The organism is Cohnella sp. CFH 77786 (assembly GCF_019400745.1).
Classification (GTDB): Bacteria; Bacillota; Bacilli; order Paenibacillales; family Paenibacillaceae; genus Cohnella.
In genome coordinates, this window is sequence record NZ_WJIB01000013.1 from 34,103 (window position 1) to 55,002 (window position 20,900).

The 20,900-nt window shown below is 50.7% G+C and carries 24 protein-coding genes and 1 pseudogene; 8 read left to right on the plus strand and 17 right to left on the minus strand.

Annotated elements, in window-relative coordinates; all coding sequences use genetic code 11:
* Positions 1-57 precede the first annotated feature (57 nt).
* On the plus strand, positions 58-504 hold the full coding sequence (locus tag GE107_RS18745) for a carboxymuconolactone decarboxylase family protein (protein WP_219641532.1): 447 nt from the start codon (positions 58-60) through the stop codon (positions 502-504).
* Here GE107_RS18745 and GE107_RS18750 read toward each other — a convergent pair.
* From GE107_RS18750 to gluQRS, 4 genes are all read right to left on the minus strand, one after another.
* Entirely contained in the window at positions 446-1,369 is a 924-nt protein-coding gene (locus GE107_RS18750) for a sigma factor (RefSeq protein ID WP_370636455.1), read from the minus strand. The genes GE107_RS18745 and GE107_RS18750 overlap by 59 nt on opposite strands.
* 76 nt (positions 1,370-1,445) lie before the next feature.
* Complete coding sequence (locus GE107_RS18755) at positions 1,446-2,003, minus strand: GNAT family N-acetyltransferase (RefSeq protein WP_219641533.1); 558 nt, start codon at positions 2,001-2,003, stop codon at positions 1,446-1,448.
* Position 2,004: 1 nt separating this feature from the next.
* Positions 2,005-2,628, minus strand: a complete 624-nt coding sequence (locus GE107_RS18760; RefSeq protein WP_219641534.1) for an HD domain-containing protein — start codon at positions 2,626-2,628, stop codon at positions 2,005-2,007.
* 70 nt (positions 2,629-2,698) lie between these two features.
* Positions 2,699-3,682 carry a tRNA glutamyl-Q(34) synthetase GluQRS gene (gene gluQRS, locus GE107_RS18765; protein WP_219641535.1) on the minus strand — a complete coding sequence of 328 codons (984 nt, stop codon included), beginning with the start codon at positions 3,680-3,682 and terminating at the stop codon, positions 2,699-2,701.
* Between the two features lie 268 nt (positions 3,683-3,950).
* On the opposite strand from gluQRS, the gene GE107_RS18770 reads away from it, so the two are divergent.
* From GE107_RS18770 to GE107_RS18790, 5 genes are all read left to right on the plus strand, one after another.
* Complete coding sequence (locus tag GE107_RS18770) at positions 3,951-4,625, plus strand: response regulator transcription factor (RefSeq protein ID WP_219641536.1); 675 nt, start codon at positions 3,951-3,953, stop codon at positions 4,623-4,625.
* On the plus strand, positions 4,622-5,845 hold the full coding sequence (locus GE107_RS18775; RefSeq protein ID WP_255570633.1) for a sensor histidine kinase: 1,224 nt from the start codon (positions 4,622-4,624) through the stop codon (positions 5,843-5,845). Before GE107_RS18770 ends, GE107_RS18775 begins: the two co-directional genes overlap by 4 nt.
* Before the next feature lie 44 nt (positions 5,846-5,889).
* Complete coding sequence (locus tag GE107_RS18780; RefSeq protein ID WP_219641537.1) at positions 5,890-8,292, plus strand: response regulator; 2,403 nt, start codon at positions 5,890-5,892, stop codon at positions 8,290-8,292.
* Between the two features lie 83 nt (positions 8,293-8,375).
* Complete coding sequence (locus GE107_RS18785; RefSeq protein ID WP_370636461.1) at positions 8,376-9,092, plus strand: response regulator transcription factor; 717 nt, start codon at positions 8,376-8,378, stop codon at positions 9,090-9,092.
* 116 nt (positions 9,093-9,208) lie between these two features.
* On the plus strand, positions 9,209-11,131 hold the full coding sequence (locus tag GE107_RS18790; RefSeq protein ID WP_219641539.1) for an EAL domain-containing protein: 1,923 nt from the start codon (positions 9,209-9,211) through the stop codon (positions 11,129-11,131).
* A 35-nt stretch (positions 11,132-11,166) separates the two neighbouring features.
* Here GE107_RS18790 and GE107_RS18795 read toward each other — a convergent pair whose 3' ends face one another.
* The 9 genes and pseudogenes from GE107_RS18795 to GE107_RS18835 all read right to left on the minus strand — a co-directional run bounded on the left by GE107_RS18795 (position 11,167) and on the right by GE107_RS18835 (position 16,512).
* Positions 11,167-11,610: an NUDIX hydrolase gene (locus tag GE107_RS18795; RefSeq protein ID WP_219641540.1), complete on the minus strand. Its 444-nt coding sequence runs from the start codon at positions 11,608-11,610 to the stop codon at positions 11,167-11,169.
* Positions 11,607-12,401, minus strand: a complete 795-nt coding sequence (locus GE107_RS18800) for an HAD family hydrolase (protein ID WP_219641541.1) — start codon at positions 12,399-12,401, stop codon at positions 11,607-11,609. Before GE107_RS18800 ends, GE107_RS18795 begins: the two co-directional genes overlap by 4 nt.
* A 22-nt stretch (positions 12,402-12,423) precedes the next feature.
* Positions 12,424-12,591, minus strand: coding sequence for a hypothetical protein (locus GE107_RS18805; RefSeq protein WP_219641542.1), 168 nt, complete (start codon positions 12,589-12,591; stop codon positions 12,424-12,426).
* An 83-nt stretch (positions 12,592-12,674) separates the two neighbouring features.
* Positions 12,675-13,490, minus strand: a complete 816-nt coding sequence (locus GE107_RS18810; protein WP_219641543.1) for an aminoglycoside phosphotransferase family protein — start codon at positions 13,488-13,490, stop codon at positions 12,675-12,677.
* Between the two features lie 30 nt (positions 13,491-13,520).
* Positions 13,521-13,805: pseudogene (locus tag GE107_RS18815) on the minus strand (GNAT family N-acetyltransferase); the annotation flags it as partial.
* A 210-nt stretch (positions 13,806-14,015) separates the two neighbouring features.
* Positions 14,016-14,534 carry a hypothetical protein gene (locus tag GE107_RS18820; protein ID WP_219641544.1) on the minus strand — a complete coding sequence of 173 codons (519 nt, stop codon included), beginning with the start codon at positions 14,532-14,534 and terminating at the stop codon, positions 14,016-14,018.
* 113 nt (positions 14,535-14,647) lie between these two features.
* On the minus strand, positions 14,648-15,163 hold the full coding sequence (locus GE107_RS18825; RefSeq protein WP_219641545.1) for a DUF6886 family protein: 516 nt from the start codon (positions 15,161-15,163) through the stop codon (positions 14,648-14,650).
* Positions 15,164-15,418: 255 nt separating this feature from the next.
* Entirely contained in the window at positions 15,419-15,790 is a 372-nt protein-coding gene (locus tag GE107_RS26705; protein ID WP_255570634.1) for a GNAT family N-acetyltransferase, read from the minus strand.
* A gap of 74 nt (positions 15,791-15,864) precedes the next feature.
* Positions 15,865-16,512: an HAD family hydrolase gene (locus GE107_RS18835; RefSeq protein WP_255570635.1), complete on the minus strand. Its 648-nt coding sequence runs from the start codon at positions 16,510-16,512 to the stop codon at positions 15,865-15,867.
* Between the two features lie 320 nt (positions 16,513-16,832).
* Between GE107_RS18835 and GE107_RS18840 the strand changes: the two genes are divergently transcribed.
* Positions 16,833-17,231: a tetratricopeptide repeat protein gene (locus tag GE107_RS18840; RefSeq protein WP_219641546.1), complete on the plus strand. Its 399-nt coding sequence runs from the start codon at positions 16,833-16,835 to the stop codon at positions 17,229-17,231.
* A gap of 13 nt (positions 17,232-17,244) precedes the next feature.
* Here the strand turns inward: GE107_RS18840 and GE107_RS18845 are convergent, their stop codons facing one another.
* The 4 genes from GE107_RS18845 to GE107_RS18860 all read right to left on the minus strand — a co-directional run bounded on the left by GE107_RS18845 (position 17,245) and on the right by GE107_RS18860 (position 19,665).
* Entirely contained in the window at positions 17,245-17,694 is a 450-nt protein-coding gene (locus tag GE107_RS18845; RefSeq protein ID WP_219641547.1) for a GNAT family N-acetyltransferase, read from the minus strand.
* 164 nt (positions 17,695-17,858) lie between these two features.
* Positions 17,859-18,242, minus strand: a complete 384-nt coding sequence (locus tag GE107_RS18850) for a nuclear transport factor 2 family protein (protein ID WP_219641548.1) — start codon at positions 18,240-18,242, stop codon at positions 17,859-17,861.
* A gap of 329 nt (positions 18,243-18,571) precedes the next feature.
* The gene (locus GE107_RS18855) at positions 18,572-19,000 is read right to left on the minus strand and encodes a GNAT family N-acetyltransferase (RefSeq protein WP_219641549.1); all 429 of its coding nucleotides are present in this window, start codon (positions 18,998-19,000) and stop codon (positions 18,572-18,574) included.
* A 260-nt stretch (positions 19,001-19,260) separates the two neighbouring features.
* Positions 19,261-19,665, minus strand: coding sequence for a thiol-disulfide oxidoreductase DCC family protein (locus GE107_RS18860; RefSeq protein ID WP_219641550.1), 405 nt, complete (start codon positions 19,663-19,665; stop codon positions 19,261-19,263).
* Between the two features lie 814 nt (positions 19,666-20,479).
* Here GE107_RS18860 and GE107_RS18865 point away from each other — a divergent pair.
* Entirely contained in the window at positions 20,480-20,884 is a 405-nt protein-coding gene (locus GE107_RS18865; protein WP_219641551.1) for a GNAT family N-acetyltransferase, read from the plus strand.
* Positions 20,885-20,900 lie beyond the last annotated feature (16 nt).

The following is a 20,900-nucleotide window of genomic DNA, read 5'->3' on the forward strand; positions in this document are numbered from 1 at the left end:
CTGCCGCAACTGTCTTATCCATGAAACCCATAACGAACATGGACAGGAGCGATTGGAATGGAACTCAGAATGAATTACCATCAAGCCAATTACGATGCTCTCAAAACGATGCTGGGACTCGAGCAGTTCATCAAGAATACGGGACTTGACCCCGTCTTGTACCATCTCATCAAACTCCGCGCTTCGCAAATCAACAGCTGTTCATATTGCATCGACATGCATGCTAAAGAATTGCTGAAAATGGGCGAAAGCTTGGAACGGCTGATGATGATTCCCGTATGGCGGGAAGTGCCGGTATTCTCGGCGAAGGAACGGGCCGTTCTCGAGCTGACCGAATACGCCACCAAACTGTCGGAAGCGGGTATCCCGTCCGACGTTTACGATCGCGTCAGGGAGCATTTCGACGATAAAGGCTACGTCGACCTGCTCATGGCAATCAATATCATTAACGCATGGAACCGGATCGGAGTCGGAACGGGGATGTATCCGGGCTGTTTCGAATAAACCGAATCAGCTTGTCCGGATTCAGGATCAGATACAAGCTGCGGATGCGGGAGCCGTCCGGCTCCCACTCCGGGCAGAGCACCATCGTGACACGACCGTCAACCATCTTCACCAAGCCCGGCTCCCCGTGAATGCGGACTGGCTTGAACCCTGAGCGGAACGCGCCTTTGGCGGCCAAACCTTCGAAGAACGCGCCGACCCGCCTGATCCCGACAATCGGACGATGTGCGGCCCTGACCTTGCCTCCACCATCCGATACCAGCGTCACCTCGTCAAGCAGCAAGGCAATCAGCGGCTTGAAATCGCCGGTATCGGAAGCCCTTAAGAACGCATCCACGAACTGCTCCTTCGCGGCTCTCCGGACGTCTTCCTGTTGGGGAACGCTTGCGGCAAGCCCCATTTTGCCTTTCGCCCGGCTGAACGTTTTCCGGCAGCTCAGCTCCGTCCGATCCAACATCCCCGCGATGTCCCGATATTCGAATCCCAGCGTTTCCTTGAGCAGGTACACCGCTCTTTCGAGCGGGGAAAGCTGCTGAAGCAGCACAAGATACGCGTACCCGATGTCCTCGCGGCGTTCCGCGGGATCGGCAAGCGCGAATGGTCCGTTGTCCGCAAGCGGCTCCGGCAGCCAAGGTCCCGCATACTGCTCGCGTTTGCGCCTGGACGAATTGAGCACGTTGATGCATCGGTTGGCCGTCATTTTCGCCAGATACGCTCTCGCATTTTCGATCCGGCCGGGATCCAGCGCCATGTATTGGGCGAAGACGTCATGCACGATGTCTTCGGCATCGGCCGCGCCGCCCAGCATCCGGTAGGCAAGACCGAACAGCATCGGTTTCTGTTGCGTATAAAGTTCATCCAACACGGATGGAGTCCCCCTTTCGCTCCGTCGGTAAGTTGACAATCGGACGCCCCGAATTGTGACCTCCCGCTTCTTCCCCCTACCCGATACGGTCGACCGTCCCCAACCACTCCGAACGCAGAAGCCCCATCACGATCACATCGACGTAGCGGCCGTTTTTGTACTGCTTCTCCCGAAGCCTGCCTTCCTCCCGGAAACCGCAAGCGAGGTAACACCTGCGCGCCCGTTCGTTATAATCGTACACCTCGAGCTCCAGGCGGTTCAGATTCAGCTCCAGGAACGCGAAGCGGATGAGCAGCCCCAGTGCCTCCTTCCCGTAGCCCTTCCCCAGATTGTCCGACGAAGCGATGACGATTCCGATCGAGCCGACGCGGTTCTTCCAGTCGATCCGGTCGAGGTTCGCTTGGCCGAGATAAGCTTCCGTAACCGGGTCCGCGATCACGAACCCCCTGCTTTCCGATTGGCCCCCGAGCATATCTTCCAGAAACTGTTCCGACGCCTGCAGCGGATGCGGATACAGGAAAATGTCGGACAAGTGGCATGCGATATCCGGATCGTTCACCCACCTCCTCATCGGCTCGAGATCGTCCGCTCGGTATTCCCGCAGCATGATTCGGTATCCGTATAACCTCGGCATCTCAAACCCTCTTTCCTGCGCCGTCCTCCAGCAATATCCCCTTGTCGACCGCCTTGTCCAGCAACTCCATCGCGAAACGCCACAAGGGCGGACAGATCGTTTCGACCGGAGCAATCCGGCGGATCACTTGCGAACGGACGATGCCGTTGCGTACCCAGCTGGCCCCGCCAGTATAATAGTTGTGCACGAGCGGCAGCAGCCGGTCGACCGCGTTCGCGAACCGCGCCTCCGCCGTCTCGCCGGCTTCGAATTCCCGCCACGCGCCGATCCATTCCTGGCGCTGATCCTCCGGCAGCAGCCCGAAAATCCGGCGTGCGGCCGCGTGCTCGCGTTCTTCCTTGTCTTCGTAGCCGACCGCATCGTACGCGAACGTATCGCCGGCATCGACCTCCACGATGTCATGCAGCAGCAGCATACGGATCACGCGGTTTAGATCCGGGCGCGGCTCCGTCGTATATTCGTGCATCAGCATGGCGAACACCGCAATGTGCCAGCTGTGCTCGGCGGTATTCTCCCGACGGCTCCCGTCCATGATCAGCGATTGGCGCAGCACGCCCTTCAGCTTGTCGATCTCGGCGATAAATGCGATTTGTCCCGACAATCGGCTGTTGATCCAGTTTTCCATCCCAGCAGGCTCCTTCTCTTTATCCTTCTCCAAATTTCGCTTGTTTCCGTACGCGGCGGAGACGTGCTTCTTACCCCATTGTCCGAACTTGCTTCAACCAGTCTCCCGGCAATTGCACAGAACCTCTCGGAATCCGGGCCGTATGGAACGAAGAGATCAGCGCCGACGCGGGCACCGGCTCGGATTTGCCGAGCAGCCCGTACAACCAGCCGAGCAGGCCGACGATCGCTTCCGGCTTCACGCCCGATTCCCGCAGCGCCGATACCGCAATGTCGCCATGCCGCTTGGCGAGGCGTTTGCCGTCCGGTCCGAGCACGAGCGGGGCGTGAGCGTACCGCGGCGCCGGTTCGCCCAGCGCTTCCGCCAGCAGCAGCTGCCGCGGCGTCGAATCGAGCAAGTCCCATCCTCTCAGCACGTCCGTAATGCCCATTGCGGCGTCGTCGACGACCACCGCCAATTGGTACCCGACGATGCCGTCTGCCCGTTTGACGACGAAATCCCCGCCAGCCCCCGCGGGATATGCCATCGGTCCGGCCATTCCGTCCAAGAAGGCGACGGGCCTGTCCGGCATCGCGAACCGGAGCGACGGCGTCTTCTCCGCTTCCCGCGCCATCCTCTCCCCTTCGCTCAGCTTGCGGCAAGTTCCCGGGTAGGCCGGACCTTCCGATTGCAGTCCGTGCGGCGCGTTTCCGACGGACAGCAGATCCGCCCGGCTGCAATAACATCGATACAGCAGTCCTGCCCGCTCCAGCTTGTCCAGCGCCTCCGCATAACGGTCCCCGCGTTTACTCTGCTCATACGGGCCGCAAGGACCTCCGGCGTCCGGTCCTTCATCCCAGTCGAGGCCGAGCCAGCGCATGTCGTCCAGCGTCCGGGCCGCCCATTCCGGCTTGCAGCGCGGCTGATCCAAGTCCTCCATGCGGAGCACGATCTCTCCGCCCCTCGATCGGACTTGCAGCCAGGCGAGCAGCGCGGTTCCCGCGTTGCCCAGATGGAGCAGCCCGGACGGCGTAGGCGCGAATCGCCCCCGCACATTACCGCCCCTTCCCTCCAACTCCCGCAGCTCCCTTCCTTTTCGTTCCTCTTATAGGGTGTTTGACGGAGACAAACTCTCACTGCTATTGTAGCACGCGATTCATATTCCGTTCATAATCCTCCGGCATTCTGGATGAAAGATGTTGCCGAAGTAGATTCGCAGGCCGAATTTCCGCATAATGGAAGGTATGGCGATACGTTTCGGAAATATCGGAAATGGACGCCTAGCAGCAGCTTCGGTACGCGGAACAACCCGTCCTTATCGAACAGTAGGAGGCGAAGGCAACATGACGAAAATACTGGTGGTCGACGACGATTCGCATATCCGCGAGCTCGTGTCCGTCTTCCTGTCCCGGGAAGGCTTCGAAGTGGAGCAGGCCGAAGACGGACTGCAGGCGCTGAAATCGATGGAGCGCAGTCCCGCCGAGTTGGTCGTCATGGATATCATGATGCCGAAAATGGACGGCTGGGAGCTGTGCGCGGAGCTGCGCGACCGGTACGACATTCCCCTGCTCATGCTGACGGCCAAGGGCGAAACCTCGCAGAAGGTCAAAGGCTTCCGGCTCGGTACGGACGACTACCTCGTGAAACCCTTCGAGCCCGACGAATTGATCGCCCGCGTGAAGGCGCTGATGAAACGGTACAAAATCTCGATCTCCCAGAAGGTAACGATCGGCGGAATCCAACTGGACCGGCAGGCGTACGCGGTTGCGGCCGGCGACGAGCGCCTGACGCTCCCCCTGAAGGAATTCGAGCTGCTGTTCAAGCTGGCGAGCTACCCCGGCATCACGTTCGCGCGCGAGCAGCTGATCGAGCAGATCTGGGGCTACGATTACGAAGGGGACGAACGCACCGTGGACGTACACATTAAACGGCTGAGAGAGCGGTTTCCCGACGAACGGTACGGGTTCCGGATCACGACGATCCGGGGGCTGGGCTATCGTTTGGAGATCACGGAATGAGCGGGCCGCTTGGATTCCTTCGCCGCTGGAGGCGGGAACGATGGGAACGGTTCGAGAACATTCTCACGTTCCAGGAGGAGTATTATCGGAACCGGCTGCAGAATGAACGGGACGGTAAACCGACCAGGATGACCCGCCCGTATCTGCGTTGGATCCTGTTCGGCATTGGCATGATTCACGTCTCCATGCTCATCAATTATTTATTGGCGAACTGGATTATGTCGCTCATTTACGATACCTGGTTTCCCGATATGGGTTATCCGCTCGGCCGGCAGCTCCTGACCGCCTTCCTCATGACGAACCTGTTCGGAATCGGCATGATGCTCATCCGCCTTCGGTTCGATCCGGGCCGGCACCAGCTCAATCTTTTCATGAACTGGATAGATGCGATGAGACGGATGGCCAAAGGGGATTTCAACGTCACGCTGGATTCCGATCCCCGCCGGATCGGGCAGATGGGCGTGCTCGTCCGAAGCTTTAACGAAATGGCCAACAAGCTAAGCGAAGTGGAGAAAATGCGCCAGGAGTTCATATCAAACGTCTCGCACGAATTCCAGTCTCCGCTCACCTCGATCGGTGGATTCGCCAGGGCGCTGCGCAGCGATGACCTATCTCCGGAAACGCGCCAGCACTATCTGAGGATCATCGAACTCGAGTGCGCGCGTCTGTCCAAGCTGAGCGACAACCTGCTGAAGCTCACTTCGCTCGAATCGAAACAGCATCCGTTCGAGCCGAAGCCGTACCGCCTCGACCGGCAGCTGCGCCGAGCGATCCTCTCCTGCGAACCGCAATGGCAGTCGAAGAAACAAGAAATCGACGTGGAATTGCCGGATACGACGATCGTCGCGGACGAAGATCTGCTGAACCAAGTCTGGTTCAACCTGCTGCACAACGCCATTAAGTTCACGCCGGAGGGCGGAGCCGTCCGCATTGCGCTCGAAGAACGGGACGGCTGCATCCGCGTCGAGGTCGCCGACACCGGAATCGGCGTTTCGGAGGAGGATCTCCCCCATCTGTTCGAGCGGTTTTTCAAAGCGGACAAAGCCCGCAGCAGCGCGGCCGGGGGCAGCGGGCTAGGGCTGTCGATCGTCAAGAAAATCGTGGAGATGCACGGAGGCGAAGTAACGGCTCGAAGCCGTCCCGGCGAAGGAACGAATTTCCTCGTCACGCTGCCGCGAGAAACGCCCGGAGGCGATTCTTCGCAGCCTGCTAACCGATAAAGATAGAGACGAAACCGGAAGAAAATCTTAGCAGGAGGATTCCCATGATCCGATCGTTGCTTACAAAGCTCCTGCGCAGGGGGCACGCGAAGCCGCCGGAAGAAGAGACTTCCGGAGAAGTGTTCCGGCCGGAGGAAATGAACGCCCGCCTCCTTGCCATCACGGAATCCGCCCACGACATGATCGCCACATTCGACCTCCGGGGCAAAATCATGTATTTAAACCGTGCCGGGTATGAGCTGTTAGGCATCCGCGAGCTCACCGAGAAGAACGGTTACTTGGAACGATATATGTCCGTCCCGACGACGCTGCGGTTGGTCAAGGGGCTTCGCATTGCGCTTGAACAAGGCTATTGGCAGGATGAATCGGAATGGATCGTGGAGGGGGGGAACATCCTCGCGACCTCCCAAACCGTCGTCGCCCATAAGCCGGAAGGCGCCGACGAGCCTTATTTCTCCACGATCGTGCGGGATATCACGGACCGCAAGGAAATTGAACGGCAGCTGCTGCTGGCGAAGCAAGCCGCCGATGAGGCCAATGAAGCGAAAAGCGCTTTTCTCGCCCGGATGAGCCACGAAATCCGCAACCCGCTGAACGGAATCGTCGGCTTGACCCACCTGCTGAAGCGATCCCCCTTGAACGACGTACAGAGGGACTATGTGCGGCAAATCGCCGTTTCGTCCAATAGTCTCCTTCATTTATTGAATGATCTGCTCGATTATTCCAAGCTCGAGGCGGACAAGCTGACGCTTCACGCCGTCCCTTTCCGTCTGGACGATTGCCTGGAACGGTTAAGCGGCATGTTCGCGGTACTGCTCGGACCGAAACCGGTGGAGCTGGTCATCGCCGTCGAACCCGGCGTCCCGGACATCTTGGTGGGAGATCACGCGCGGCTGGAACAGGTGCTGCTCAACCTGGCGGGTAACGCGATCAAATTCACGGAGACGGGCTGCATCTCGCTCGAAATCGGCGTCGTGGAATGCGACCCGACAACGGTCAAGCTTCGGTTCGCGATCGCCGATACCGGGATCGGCATGAAGCCTGAGCAGTTGGAACACCTGTTCCAACCGTTCGTTCAGGCGGGCGAAGGAACGAGCCGATCCTGTGGAGGAACGGGGCTTGGACTCGTGATATGCCGAAGCTTGATCGAACGGATGGGCGGCCAAGGAATTGAAGTGGTCAGCCGATACGGCGCAGGAAGCACTTTCGCATTCGAGCTCCCCTTCCGTATCGAGGTTGCCGACTGGCTGTCCGAATCGCTGTCTGCCGGCTTGAAAGTACTCGTGCTGGAGGACAGCCCTGTCATGAGGGATCATTGGTTGTCGACGCTCATGCGAATGGGTTGCCAGGCGGAAGCGGTTGCGGATTGGGACTCTGCCGAAAGGCTTCTATCCGAGCAGAATTGGGATGTCTGGATCGCGGATATGGAGTGCGGAGACATGCACGGCGAAGAAACATGGGACAAATGGAAGAAGACAGCCGACAGGCGCGGAACCGCTATTCTTTGCAGCACCACATTGCCCGGTCGGGACGCTTTGCTATCGTTATCCGAGGCGAGCAGACCGGACGGTTTCCTGATCAAACCCGCCGTTCGCCAGCAGATCGTTCATGCGCTGCAAGGGCTGCTGGACCGCCGTTCAGCCTCCGTCCCTCCCGCTATCCCCCAAGAGAGCGCCGCTCTTCCCCGATTAAGCGGCCGGGTGCTGTTGGTGGAGGATAACGAGATCAACCGGGTCGTACTGACGAAAATGCTGGAAGACGCCGGCCTGACGGTGCATGCGGAATCGGATGGTCAGCAAGCGCTGCGGAAGTTGACGGAGCTTCCGTTCCGACTGGTTTTGCTCGATTTGCACCTGCCCGGCATGGACGGCTTCGAGATCGCTTCGCGCATCCGCGCCGACGGCAGGTGGCATGCCCTTCCCGTCATCGCCGTGACCGGACAAGACGTCGAAGGCTGGCGCAACGTATGCCGGATCGCCGGGATGAACGACTTGCTTCGGAAGCCGGTGCATCCGGAAGAATTGTTCCGTACCTTATCCCATTGGCTCTCTTCGGGGTTGCAAACGGCGGCGTCTTCCGTGAACGGACCCGAGGCCGCTTGGCCCGATACGGAAGAACTCGACATTCCCCTTGCCTTGCACCGGCTTGACGGGAAGACAAGCCTCTACTTGCAGCTGCTCGAACGGTTTCGACAGGAATACGCCGACTTGGCAACCCAGTTGGACGCGTGGTCGGATGAGGACGCCAAAGGTCCGCAGCGTCTGCTCCACTCGTTCCGCGGCGCGGCAACGCACCTGGGGGCGATGCCCGTCGCCCGGGTAGCGTTGGCGTTAGAAGAAGCTTACCGGCTAGGCCGGCCTTCGACGGAGCTGATTCGTGCGTTGGAAGCCCGCTTACGCTGCCTCATGGATATCATCGAAGGAATAATCAACCAAAAAAGACGTTAGACGAACGATTATCAAAAAGATATAATAGTTTTGTAGGCAAAATGTTAGCAAAGTGTGAGATTCTTAAACACCTAAGGGAAATGGTGATCGTTTTGGCGAGGATACTCGTAATTGAAGATGACCAAATCATCGGCGAGATGCTCACCCTGTACTTGACGGAAGAACAGTTTACGGTTCAGCGCGTGGAGACCGCCCGGGACGGATTTCAAGCGCTTTTTTCTTTTCGGCCCGACGTCATCCTGCTCGATCTCGTGCTTCCGGATTCCCAGGGTACCGAAATGTGCGCGGAATTCCGCCGCCATACGGACATTCCTCTGATCGTGATTTCGATGAAGACCGGCGTTACCGACCGGATTCAGGCGATCAGTGCGGGTGCCGACGACTACCTGGTCAAACCGTTCAGCATGCAAGAGCTCAAAGCAAGAATCGGCGCGGTCCTGCGGCGCGCTCAGATTTCGTCTACCCTTGCCGCGTGGCGGGACGAAGCCGCCGCAACCGCCGAGTCGGTCGTCAGGACAGGCATCACCCTCGATCTCGAACGGCGCGCGCTGCTCAAGGACGGCCGCGCGATCGAAACGACGTTTTCCGAGTTCGAAATCATGAAGCACTTCGTCGAGCGTCCCGGCAAGGTATACACCCGGGAAGAGCTCATCAATGCGGTGCGAGGGATCGATTCGTTCGTGAACGACCGGGCGATCGACGTCCACGTGACGAATTTGCGCCGCAAGCTGGAAGATAACCCGAAACAGCCGCAGCACATCAAAACCGTTTGGGGTGTCGGGTACAAGTTTATCCGCTGAACGGTCCCTGTCAAAAAGGACTTTTCCATTTCCATCCCCTTCGTCCGATTCGGCCATTAACAACTCTCCTCTAACTTTCTAAATCTTTGCGATGTACAATCACGGTGGACCCAGAGATGGAGGGATTGCCGCTCAACATGATCCACATGCCGAATCTGCTTCAGAACATCGCCAATACGATCGTATTTATTATGCTGGTCAACCGAATCTATATCTCCATTATTCGTTGGAGCGCCGTGCGCCAATATTTTGTGATCGGGATTCTGTTCGGCGCCGCCGGGCTTATTTCCATGAATATGCCGATCCACGTCGGAGACGGCATAATCGTGGACCTGAAGGCCGTCTTGGCCGGGATGTCCGGGCTTCTCGGCGGACCGGTTTCCGCCGCGCTCACCTTCCTTCTGGTCGGGTCTTACCGGGTTTATCTGGGCGGGATCGGCATGGTACCCGGTCTGGTATGTATAGCGGCAGCCGCTCTAGCCGGCTCGTTCCTGCATGTGTTTATCAATAAGAAACCCGTGAACTTGCGTCGGATGTGGTGGGTACCCATACTGCTCGGGCTGTTTATCGTGCTGGTCCAAATGTCCACGACCCTTATGTTTCCTTCGCATATCCGCAACGATTTGATACGGGAATTCACGGTTCCGCTCTTGATCGTCTATCCGTTGTCGGCCGTCGTTTTCCATTATTTCATAACCGTCGAATGGGTCCGATACCGCGATACCTTGATCGACCGGATCACCCAGCTTCCGCGGTATGAACGCATGCAAGGCAAATGGGAGCGGATGATCAAGCAACGGCAGCCTTTCGCCTTGGTGATCCTGAACGTGGAGCGGCTGCGGACGGTGAACGATATGTACGGTATTCAGGCCGGCAATGATCTGCTGCGGGAATGCGGAGGGCGGTTAACCGACCATCTGCCGACCGGCGGACTCGTCTGCCGGCTAGACGGTCACGATTTCGCCGTATCGCTTCCTTTTTTCGACACGGTGCAAGCGTCGATCTGGATCACGGAAACGAAAGAGAAACTATCCGCGCCCTATTGGCTGGAAGGAAGTCCTTGCTCGGTCACCTTCGGTACGGGACTCGCCCTCTATGAAGGCGGCGACGCGTCGCTGGAGGATTTGTTTCTGCAGGCCGAAACGGCACTCCGCCATGCCATGGACAGCGGAATGAACCAGACCGTTTCTTACGAGTCCCGGTTAACCGAACAGATCCGTTACCGTACCCGTCTGGAGAAAGATTTGGGATTCGCGCTGGAACGTGGGCAGTTCCATCTCAGCTACCAGCCCCAGTTCGAACTGGAAACCGGGAAGCTGAGAGGATTCGAAGCGTTGCTCCGGTGGAGCCACCCGGATTGGGGTCCGATCTCCCCCGCCGAGTTCATTCCCTTGGCTGAACAAACCCGTTTGATCATTCCGATCGGCGATTGGGTGCTGAAGACCGCCTGCGACATGGCCATGAAGCTGAATCTGAACGGTACCGGCGTCACGATGGCGGTTAACGTCTCCGCAGTGCAGTTGCTGGAACCGGATTTTCCCAATCAAGTCTCCGTTACCCTGCTGAACAGCGGGCTAAATGGCGACCTGCTGGAGCTGGAACTGACTGAAAGCACAATGGTTCAGTCCTTCGAGAAAGCGGCCGATCAGCTTCAAAGGCTGAAGGAATGCGGCGTTCGCCTGGCGCTCGACGATTTCGGCGTCGGTTACTCATCGCTCAGCTACTTGCGCCGTCTGCCGTTCGACCTGATCAAAATCGATCGAAGCTTCATCGAAGATATCGGCCGAAGCCACGACGACCGGATGACCAAGTCGATTATCGATTGGGTAAGAGAGTTGCGCTACGGAATCGTGGCGGAAGGTCTGGAATCGTACGATCAGCTGTATTGGTTGAAACAGTGGAAATGCGACATCGCGCAAGGCTTCCTGTTCAGCAAACCCATGCCGGAGGACGACCTGCTCCAATATTTGCGCCAATTGATGCCGTTCCCCCTCCCCGGCCACGGTTCCGACACGGGCGGGATGCCGTCAACACTATGAAATCGAGGTCCTCGGATGTCGCGGCTCCAAGGACCTCATTGATTCTCTTGCCATCCCACGCTCTCAAACCACATTTGATTATGATTTTTCTCCACTGCTTTCCTTACGTAGGAGATCACGTTGTCGGGCAATTCGTGCATGGGAAACCACTTCAACTCCTCGCATTTGTAGGGCTCGGCGTTGATGATCGTGCCTGTCCACCGATGGACCCGAAGATAGAAGTCGATCCACTCCGAATCCTTGTTTTTGCGGTGAAAAACGCCAACGAGTTCGATGTCGTCAGGAGCGATGTCGATTCCGGCTTCTTCCTTGGCTTCCCGTATCGCCGCGGTTTTTACTTCTTCCCCTCCATCGATTCTTCCTGCGACCACGCTCCATTTTCCGTCCTCGAATCCCGTGTTTTGTCTTTTCAATAGCAGTACTTGATCATTCCGATAAAACAGCAGATGAACGGCTCCGTAAAAGATAGGTTTTTTCAATGTTGTCCTCCCGATGCGATCATTCGTTCTAATGTTTTCGCTACCCCATCCCGATCATTCGTATCCTTGATTTCTTTCGAAATCGCTTTGAGTTCCTCCACCGCATTTCCCATCGCAACCGGCATCCCGCACATTTCGAATAGCCCGATATCATTGAAATCATCGCCGAATACCATCACATGATCAAGCGGTATCCCCATGCTTTCGCAAATACGCGCGACGGCTTTCTCCTTGGAAGCTTCTATGGAATGAATTTGGATCAGACTTCCTTGATCGGTGACGACAATGTTTAACCTGGATGCAAAACGGTCTATGAGTACGTTCACGTCAGTCGGACCGGATATAAGAATTTTGGTGGCGGTTTGCGTTAGGAGCTCCGCCAGTGTCTTGACGACGGGTTTTCCTTTGACTCTAGCAACCGTGTCTTCGTCGTATTCTTTCAAGCTCATCCATTCATCCAAAACTTCCAAGCTCAAGTCGATGTCAGGATCAAGTCGTAAACAATAATCCAGAACCTCTGCTGTCAGTTCGGAATCGATCGGCTCGTGATGGTGTGTCCCCGTATGGTCGCATTTCAGATAAGCTCCGTTATAGTAGACGAAGGATCCGATTTTCATGAATGATTCGGGCAAGAATGCCTTTACGGCTCTCGGAGGCCGCGCGGAAGCGAAGATGATTTTCATGCCGCGTTCATGCGAACTCATAACCGCATTGTAATTTCGTCCGGAAACTTGCTTGTTGGAGTCAAGAAGCGTGCCATCCAGATCCAGAACGATCGCGGAATATTTCATGGGATACTCCCTTCCGGTGCTCTCACGCTCGTTTGTCGATGATATGTTTGTTATCCTTAATCTCTTTCCGAAGCATTCGGATTTCGTCGATCAACAAGTCCATTTTTCTCGATGTCTTCGATCGATCAATGGCACCTTGAATCACGAGTCCCAAGACGAGCAGGCTGATCGCCCAAATGATAATCGTCACGACTATTAAATCTCCATTCACAGCAGCCACTCCTAATATGCAAGGTTTTAACGCATCGATTACTCAACGTGTCGCCAATCGCATCACCGATTTGTGCCATTCGCCATTTCTTTTCTGATGACTTCAACCAGCTTCTGCTTTTCCTTGTCGGGTATCCACTCATTTAACCGAGCAGCTGCTACGGGGATCATCCATTGATCGATCTCTTCCGGATCCATTTCGGAGATCATGATATATTCCTGCAAGTAGGTTGACAGAAGATCTCGCCGTATTTGTGATATTAGAGATACGATGGCTTTCGGCGTTTCATCCGGCATTGTACCATACTTGATCAGCACAATCGTTCGGGCCACATCTCCGGTCGGGTTGCCGATCATGCCCGTCATCCAATCAATGATCCACTCTCTCTCGCCCAGAAGGATATTATCGGGATGGAAATCTCCATGGCAGAGTCTCGTGTCCTCCTTGAGCGTCTCCAGGCGGTTGAGGATCCATTCTTTTTCTGGAATGGTCAGAATAGGAGCTTGCTTAATGCTGCCCGATAATATCTCTCTCTGATTTGGCAAATCCGACACAGCGTGTTGATGCATATTCGCATGTAACCTCGCCATTCTCGCTGCCTCTTGGTTTAATAACCGGGGGTCCTTGGATATAGCTTTCAGCATGGTGACTCCCGATAGCTTCCGATATACGATGCCATGGCGGCCATCCATTTCGATCATTCTGATCGATTCCGGACTCGGTACCCCCGCTTGGTAAACCCGCTTACTGATGTGGAACTCGTTTTCGATGGGTTGCAAGGGCATGTCCGATTTGAACAGCTTCAAAACAAGATCCGGAGCAAAATCCAACAACTCGGCGGTTCTTCCATACGCGATTAATTCATAGGCATTCTGCATATCGGATCTCCCAATCAAACAGTTTAAAGCTTACAACACTTTTATCCAATACCGCTGTATCGCTGTACCGTTTACAACAGCCTCTGAACCAAGCAATCCGCCATTCTTGATGATGGTTTTCGCCGAACCGATGTTTTCTTTGTCACAAGTTACGAGTGCTTCCGATATGCCGAGGTCTTTGGCTTTTGATAAAGCTTGTTTCAAGATCTCCGTAGCATATCCTTTCCTCCGTTCACTTGGGCGAATGCCATAACCGATATGACCGCCGATCTCGAGTAATTTTTCGTTCAACCGATGACGAATATTTACCGCTCCCCTCCGGCGGTATGCTTATTGGTCAGACTTCCCAGGTTTCCATCCGATTTCTTGGCTCCATTTATGCCCCTTCATCATGCTTGTCGCAATTGCTTGCCAAGCTGATCATACATCGCAGGCCATTCTTCTCTGTAGGGTTCGATAACGACCGGATCTTTCATTCGCGATCACCTTGATTCCTCTAGGGTTGAACCGACAAGATCATTGATCCTACAAATTGCTCGTATAAACGAGATTCAACGCAATTAATGCTGCAAATCCAACAAACGAAATTACCAGATTGGCTGCTCTTCTATCTCTTAAAATCCTTAGCAAGAAGAAAAAAGATACCGATGCGCATAACGTTAACACGATGATTAATTCGGATAGCCCTGCCAGAAAAAGCGCTAACAATAGCCCCGCCGCTATATAAGCAGATAGACCAAGCAAGTAACTCAAGATCGGACTTATTTTTTCTTTCTTCACTTCGAGCAACCATTCAATCAGCGCGGATACCGGGATACCCAAGAAGAGGATGAATGGAGCTTCGATAATGAAAACAAACGGCGTTGACTCTAACGTCGTCGATAACATCATGGATATGAGAATGTTGCTTAAGAGGTAAATCAAGAAACAAATCAAGTATTCATATATTTTTTTGACTGCATTCCGATGATTTGTTTTCGAATTGTAGATTCCCACACCTACATCGTGGGAACATGACCAACAATATCCGTCTTCCGGATTCATGCATAGCTCGCATAACGTTTTCTTGCATATCGCGCAATGAGTTATACCCTCATGTTGATCATGAAAATAACAATTCATCTCGCATCTCCTTGGATCAACGGGACCGTCCCGTTCTACTGCTTCTTAGCATTTTCGAATCGGTGGATACCAAAATCTTTTATCGTTGATTTCAAAATCGCTTCGCGGAGTGGATTCAAGTTCGTCATCCACCTGATCTCGATATTGTGCTCCATAAGTCTTTCCGTCAGTTTACTGATGGGTTCCATCGCCATTGGCTCTATCGTCTGTTCCGAAATATAGTATCCGGCAATCTCGTCGAACAACTTGAAACTTTGACCCGGTAAGGTGTATTTGAATATCGTTGCCGTGTTTATAGCATGAAACCAATGGGTCTCTACCGAGATGACGATGTTCGAATTCGTAGTCCCGAAAAAGCGTATCTCGTCTTCTTCGGAAATATCCGGAGTTCTCGTATAGACAATTCTTGGGCAATCGCGAGGAAAGAAAAAAGTGAACTCGTGTTCTTTGTCGATCGCCCATACAATTGGAGGCATGTCTTGCCGGTTATGTTTTACTCTGGGCTTGAAGACCTCAATGTTCGGATCGCTGCTAAAATGGTACAGCTCCATTCATTTCCTCCCTTCTTATTGACGAACTACCCATTTGCAATTCCCCTTAGGTCATTAAATAACTTTCATCTCGGAGAAAGCCTTCAAGTCTGCTCCTCACTACAGGCCATTCATGATCAATAATGCTATATATCACATAATCTAAGTTGTGATATTTCTTCCTCAATATCCCTTCTCTCATCGCTCCTAACCGTTCAATCGCTTTTTGCGATCTAACATTATCCGTGCTTGTCACGATTTCCACTCGAACGGTCTTTAGGCGAAAGCGTACTTTAACATCAAATATTTACATTCCGTGTTCACTCTCGTTCTCCAAACCTTGGAAGAATACCAAGTAGATCCGATGTTTAAATTATGATTTTCTTCAGAAATACGTAGAAATCGAGTTGAACCCACATACTCATCCCGTTCTGTATCGAATACGGCAAACGGGTATTGTTCTTTGCGTTCACGACCTTCAAGCGCTTTAAGCACAAAGTTTTTCATGTCATCTATCGTGTTAATCTTTGTTGGATAGTTAGCCCAAATCGCCGGATCTCTTGAACTATCAAATAGAGGCAAAATGTGCTCCATTGTTAATGGGACAAGTTTTACCCTATTGCCTTCTAACTTGGAAAATGAATACAAATGGAACCCTTCCTTCACACTTCGAAAATGTTAACGACCCTCGTATTCACGAACCTATGGCCTTTCCCGATAAACTAAAGATAATTCTTGATTTCCCTGATATCCGCAATTTCTGCGCTAGGGTAAACGCTCATGTTTTCCATCTTGAGTTTATCCCCACGATAGGAGATGAACTTGATTCCTGCGCTTGCCGATGCCTTTCCGTCTATCCAGGCATCTCCAACCGAGATCCACTCTTCAGCGGAAATATTCCTAAATCGGTCTAATATATAGAGAAATCCGTCCGGGGACGGCTTCAGTGATCTCATTAACTCTCTACCGACAACAGTGTCGAAAAAGTGCAAGATTTCGTGTTCTCGAAGCGCTGTTTCTGCAGCGGCTATGGAGTTATTTGTTACAATCACCATGCGATACTTGCCTTTCAAATCATGAAGAAGCTCTACTACTCCGGATTCAAGGACAACATTCTGCATCCCGAGCATCTCGAATTTCTTCGGAATCTCCCACATTTCCCGAAGCAACTCATCTGTCATCATTCCGTTTTTTGATGCAATGTCAATGATGGTTGAAGAGGTATGATCCTGCAAAGAAAAATCCTTAGGAAGTATCCCTCTGCTTGCGAGGAATTGATAGGTTTCAATCTTCATCGATTCAAAGTCGATTCTCGATCGCAGCAAGGTATTGTCCATGTCGAAGATGATCCCTTTTATTGCAAGCTTCATATCAATCCTCATTTCGAACATAAGTTGTATGACGGATCTAATGTTTGATCGCATCCCTTTGGGAAGCAGGGAGTCAATCTCATAAACACCCGGAACGATATTCGTTTGATTCATTAATTGCTGTTCTTCATCCGTTTCGCCTTCGCTAATTTGATGATTTTACAGCTGTAATCCCACTCGAAAACTTCAGAGCAACCGCCTTCACCAATCTTGTCCCCGAGTTTAATGCACATGCTTGAGTTATCCTTCAACATGTTATGAAATTTAATGATATTGGGAATCATGATCGTTAGCAGCGCTAATAAGAATCGGGTGAATATATGTTTTCATTCTTGAAACCGCTAAGAAAATATGAAGATTTCGTTCAACGTGCCGTTTTTTATGATTTATTATTTCTAAGAAAAAAAGCCATCAATATCATGAAAAAAGCGATAAGTTTGCCTTTTACCCATAAAGAAATCGCAAGCGGACACGTCTATCTTGGTTTACTATCATTAAAAACGAAAGATCATCTTCAGGCTTTAGAATCCTTTGATACGGCTTTAGAGATGGTTTCTGAAGAAAAAATATACTATAACAACAATATGAAAACGATAATTGAAACTTACATGAAATATGGCGATCGTAAAAGAGGGTTATATTGGCTAAATCATTTGTTAGAGAGGCAGGAATACGACAAGAGGTTTAGAAAATTAGAGATTTACAAAGATCAATTTTGATTATTACTTGGATCTACTGTCGAAACACTTTATGCTCTTGGATTAATGCCTTCTTGAAATATACGGCTGACTCCTCATAGCCAATGGCCCTGTAAAATGCGCCCGCTCTTCTTGTGGCAAGTGCAACAAGTTTTGAACCGCGCTTTAGGGCACTTTCTTCAATGATTTCCATCAGTTTCTGTCCAACGTTCCTTCCTCTGAACTCATCCGTAACAAATAATTCTTCCACCCAACTGACTACGCCGTTCGCGTAAAAAGTCGAGTGATGAAAGGCTAATACATAGCCGATTACTTTTGATTCTGTTTCCGCAATGACTAAGTCAACATTTGCATCACTTATATGTTCTGCAAGTATTCTTGAAAAATCCGCCTTATTTAATTCGAAGCTTGTGGCAAGACTTGCTGCTAAAGGGAATAATTCCTCTTCATCTTGAAGGACAGCTTGCCTAAAGTGTATGTTCAACTTCAATATCTTTCCTTTCCAGAAAACGATTTTTAAGGACCCGAAAGGGTCCGCACGCGGTGCGTTTAGGTTCGCGGGGTTTTCTGACTGGTTCCGCTTCCTTAGAAATCCTTCGGGCGGACCTAGGGGCGGCGAATGCCGGCCAAATACTTTCAAAATATGTTTTAACTATAATCTTCGATCATGATTAGCTTTTCATTTTTGATACGGAAAACCGACTTCCCTTTCAGTTGTATTACATCACCGGCTTTCAATCCGTTAGGTAGGTCTGTTGCCAATGTTCCTACATAATCGACCTCAATCTCTGCCGTATCGTTATGAATCGTAATTTCCGTTATCGTTTGACGCCTTTGCGAAAAGATCTTCACCGATTGTTCAGCTAATGTACGAAATTGATCAATTCCCTTTGTTTCCGTATCAACTACACCACCGGAAATGTTTCGAAATTCAATATTTTCATGCAACAGTCTGATCATCCCGTCAATATCAAAAGAGTTGTATGCATTTAAGTAGTTTCTAATCAGGGTAGTAATTTCAATGTCTTTCATATTGTTTCCGACTCCTTTGTTTGGTCTGAATACTCGTGCTCTAATTCATAAAATAACAATGCTAAACAGTCATGGAATCCCCAACCAATTCCATCCGTATCCTGATTAAGTCTTTGATATGTGACATGGATCCTTTCTCTTGATTTCTGCTTACTACGTCTTGTCGTGCAACGTCTCTCGTATTCACGACGCAAGCCGGCCTTAGATAGCTCTTAATCTTAGGCCGGCTCGTGTCGACTGAACCATCTTCCATGATTATACATCGGACGACCAAGGGGCGTAAGCCCAGCAATGTGAATGTAGTGTTGCGGCGGAACTCCGAGCTATAATTACTTTATTTCACGTCTATGAACAACTCCAAACATACCTGTCATTCCATCATGTTTATTAAAACCATATTTCTTGTAAAATGACTCTTTTCCTTTGGAAGCAAATAAACCAACAAATGATTTTTCAGGTGCATTCCCAATTAAATATTCCAATATCGCTTCCATAATGGTCTTTCCGATCCCTTTGTTCTGATATTCTGGCATGACCGCAATGTCTTGTATATAAAAATAGATCTTTCCATCTCCGACCACTCTACCCATTCCAATTACTTCATCTTCATGTTGAATCACAACACCAAATAATGATTGATCCAGAGATTCCTCTGCAACGTCAAAGTTAATAAACTCCGTCCAACCAACAGCATTACATAGGTTTTTGTATTCCGCAATTGTAGGTTTTCTTTTTATTGTTTTATATTCTTTACTCATTTATATCCCCTACTCCTATATACTTCGTTCGTCGTATAACGTTCCCGTATTCACGAACCCGAGAACCTTAAGCCCCAACGTGACAGCCGCGACGCGGTTAGGTTCGCAGAGCTGTCCGCCTGGATCCGTTTCCCCAAAAATACCGCAGTCGGACCGAGAGACGGCGAAAGCCGGCTTGATGCGTGAATGTGTTGTTATCTGCTGTTGCCCTCTTCTTTGAGATTGTTCGACAATTTACCCGTTCTTCTCGCACTTCATCATTAATCCAAAAACCTACTTCTTATTTCTACTGTCGGGATCATACAACGATCTCTTTTCCCAAACCATTTATACCGGTTCTTGGCAATAAAGTTATATACCATATCTCTCATCGGGCTTGGAATAATTAATAATAGATAACCTATTTTCCAAAGACCGCTCAAGTGTCTAAAGATTCTTAATGCGGCGCTTGATTTCAAATAAGGTCTACCTTGATCGATAAGTACAAAACTACCAAAGTACCCATCCAATTTGTAATCATGTAAGATCTCTTGACCTTTTTTTCCCTGCATTGAAGCAAAATAAAAATACCCTTGTGGGTCTCTATTAATAATAAACTGAACACTGCTATTGCAAAAATTGCATACTCCATCAAAAAGGATGATTGCTTTTTTGTCATGGCTCATGTTGTTCATTCCTCACAATTAGGATATCGTCGGGAACATCACTGATAAATTACACGAAATTGAAATCCTCCTGAACAAAGGTTTAAAAATGATTTTAGGGCAATTACAGATAACGTCTCTCGTATTAACGACGCGACCCGGCCTAAGATAGCTCCTATCTTAAGCCAGGTCGTATGTTGTCTGAGTTATCTTCCATGATTATACATCTGACAATCAAGGCGCGAAAGCCCCGAAGCGTGAATACGGTGTTTAGGCTGTTATTGCCATTTTCGAGTTACAAGCAGGATTGCAATTGTTGCTTATAATAGTTTTCTTTGTATTCGATCAACAATTTTTTGATGCTAGTGATTTCCATATCCTATGTATACGTCCTTTAAGTTCTTCCAAATCTACTTCACTCATTGTTACTAAAACATATGGGTAGTTTTGATCGTTACCAATCAGTTCAAAACATAAGGTTTTTCCCTTTTCTTTCGGATGCCATTCCATGGTTAATGCCTGCAAAATTATTGATTCGACATCACTCGGTTTAATAACTCTCCGATTAAGATTTTCAACTTGGGGAATGTTAACCCAGTAATCATCAATATCGTTTTTAATACTTACGTCTCTCTTCTTCCCTTAGTGTCTTTATCTTCTATCACGAGAATTACTTTCTGTATAATTTTGAATTTTCTTGTCAAGCTAGCGTTATGCACATAAATACAAGAACTACTTCAAACACTCCATTATCCGCATTCATATTTAAATGTATACTGACTTAAATAATGAAGATTGTATCCAATGACAAATTCCGATGAAGGCTGGTATTGAGATGAGCATTCGATACGATTCGAATATAGATGTTATCACTAAGGAGGCACTTCAAGAGTTATTTCTTTCGGTAGAGTGGGAATCAGGAAAGTATCCAAACGAGCTCTTACAAGCGATAAAAGGATCTCATTCGATTGTTGCGGCTTGGGATAGAGATAAGCTCGTCGGTATCCTAAATGCTCTATCCGATGGAGTGTTAACAGTCTATTTTCATTATATGCTTATCAATCCGAGTTATCAGGGTGAAGGAATAGGTAAGAAAATGATGGGCATTATGCTTGATAGATATAAAGGATGTAAAACAAAAGTGCTAATTTCTTATCAGAGCGCAGTGGGTTTTTATCATAAATGTGGCTTTTCTAAAGAGGATGGAGCCATGCCTATGTTTATTTCAGAGTTGGTTTGATTCAAGGGGTATGTTC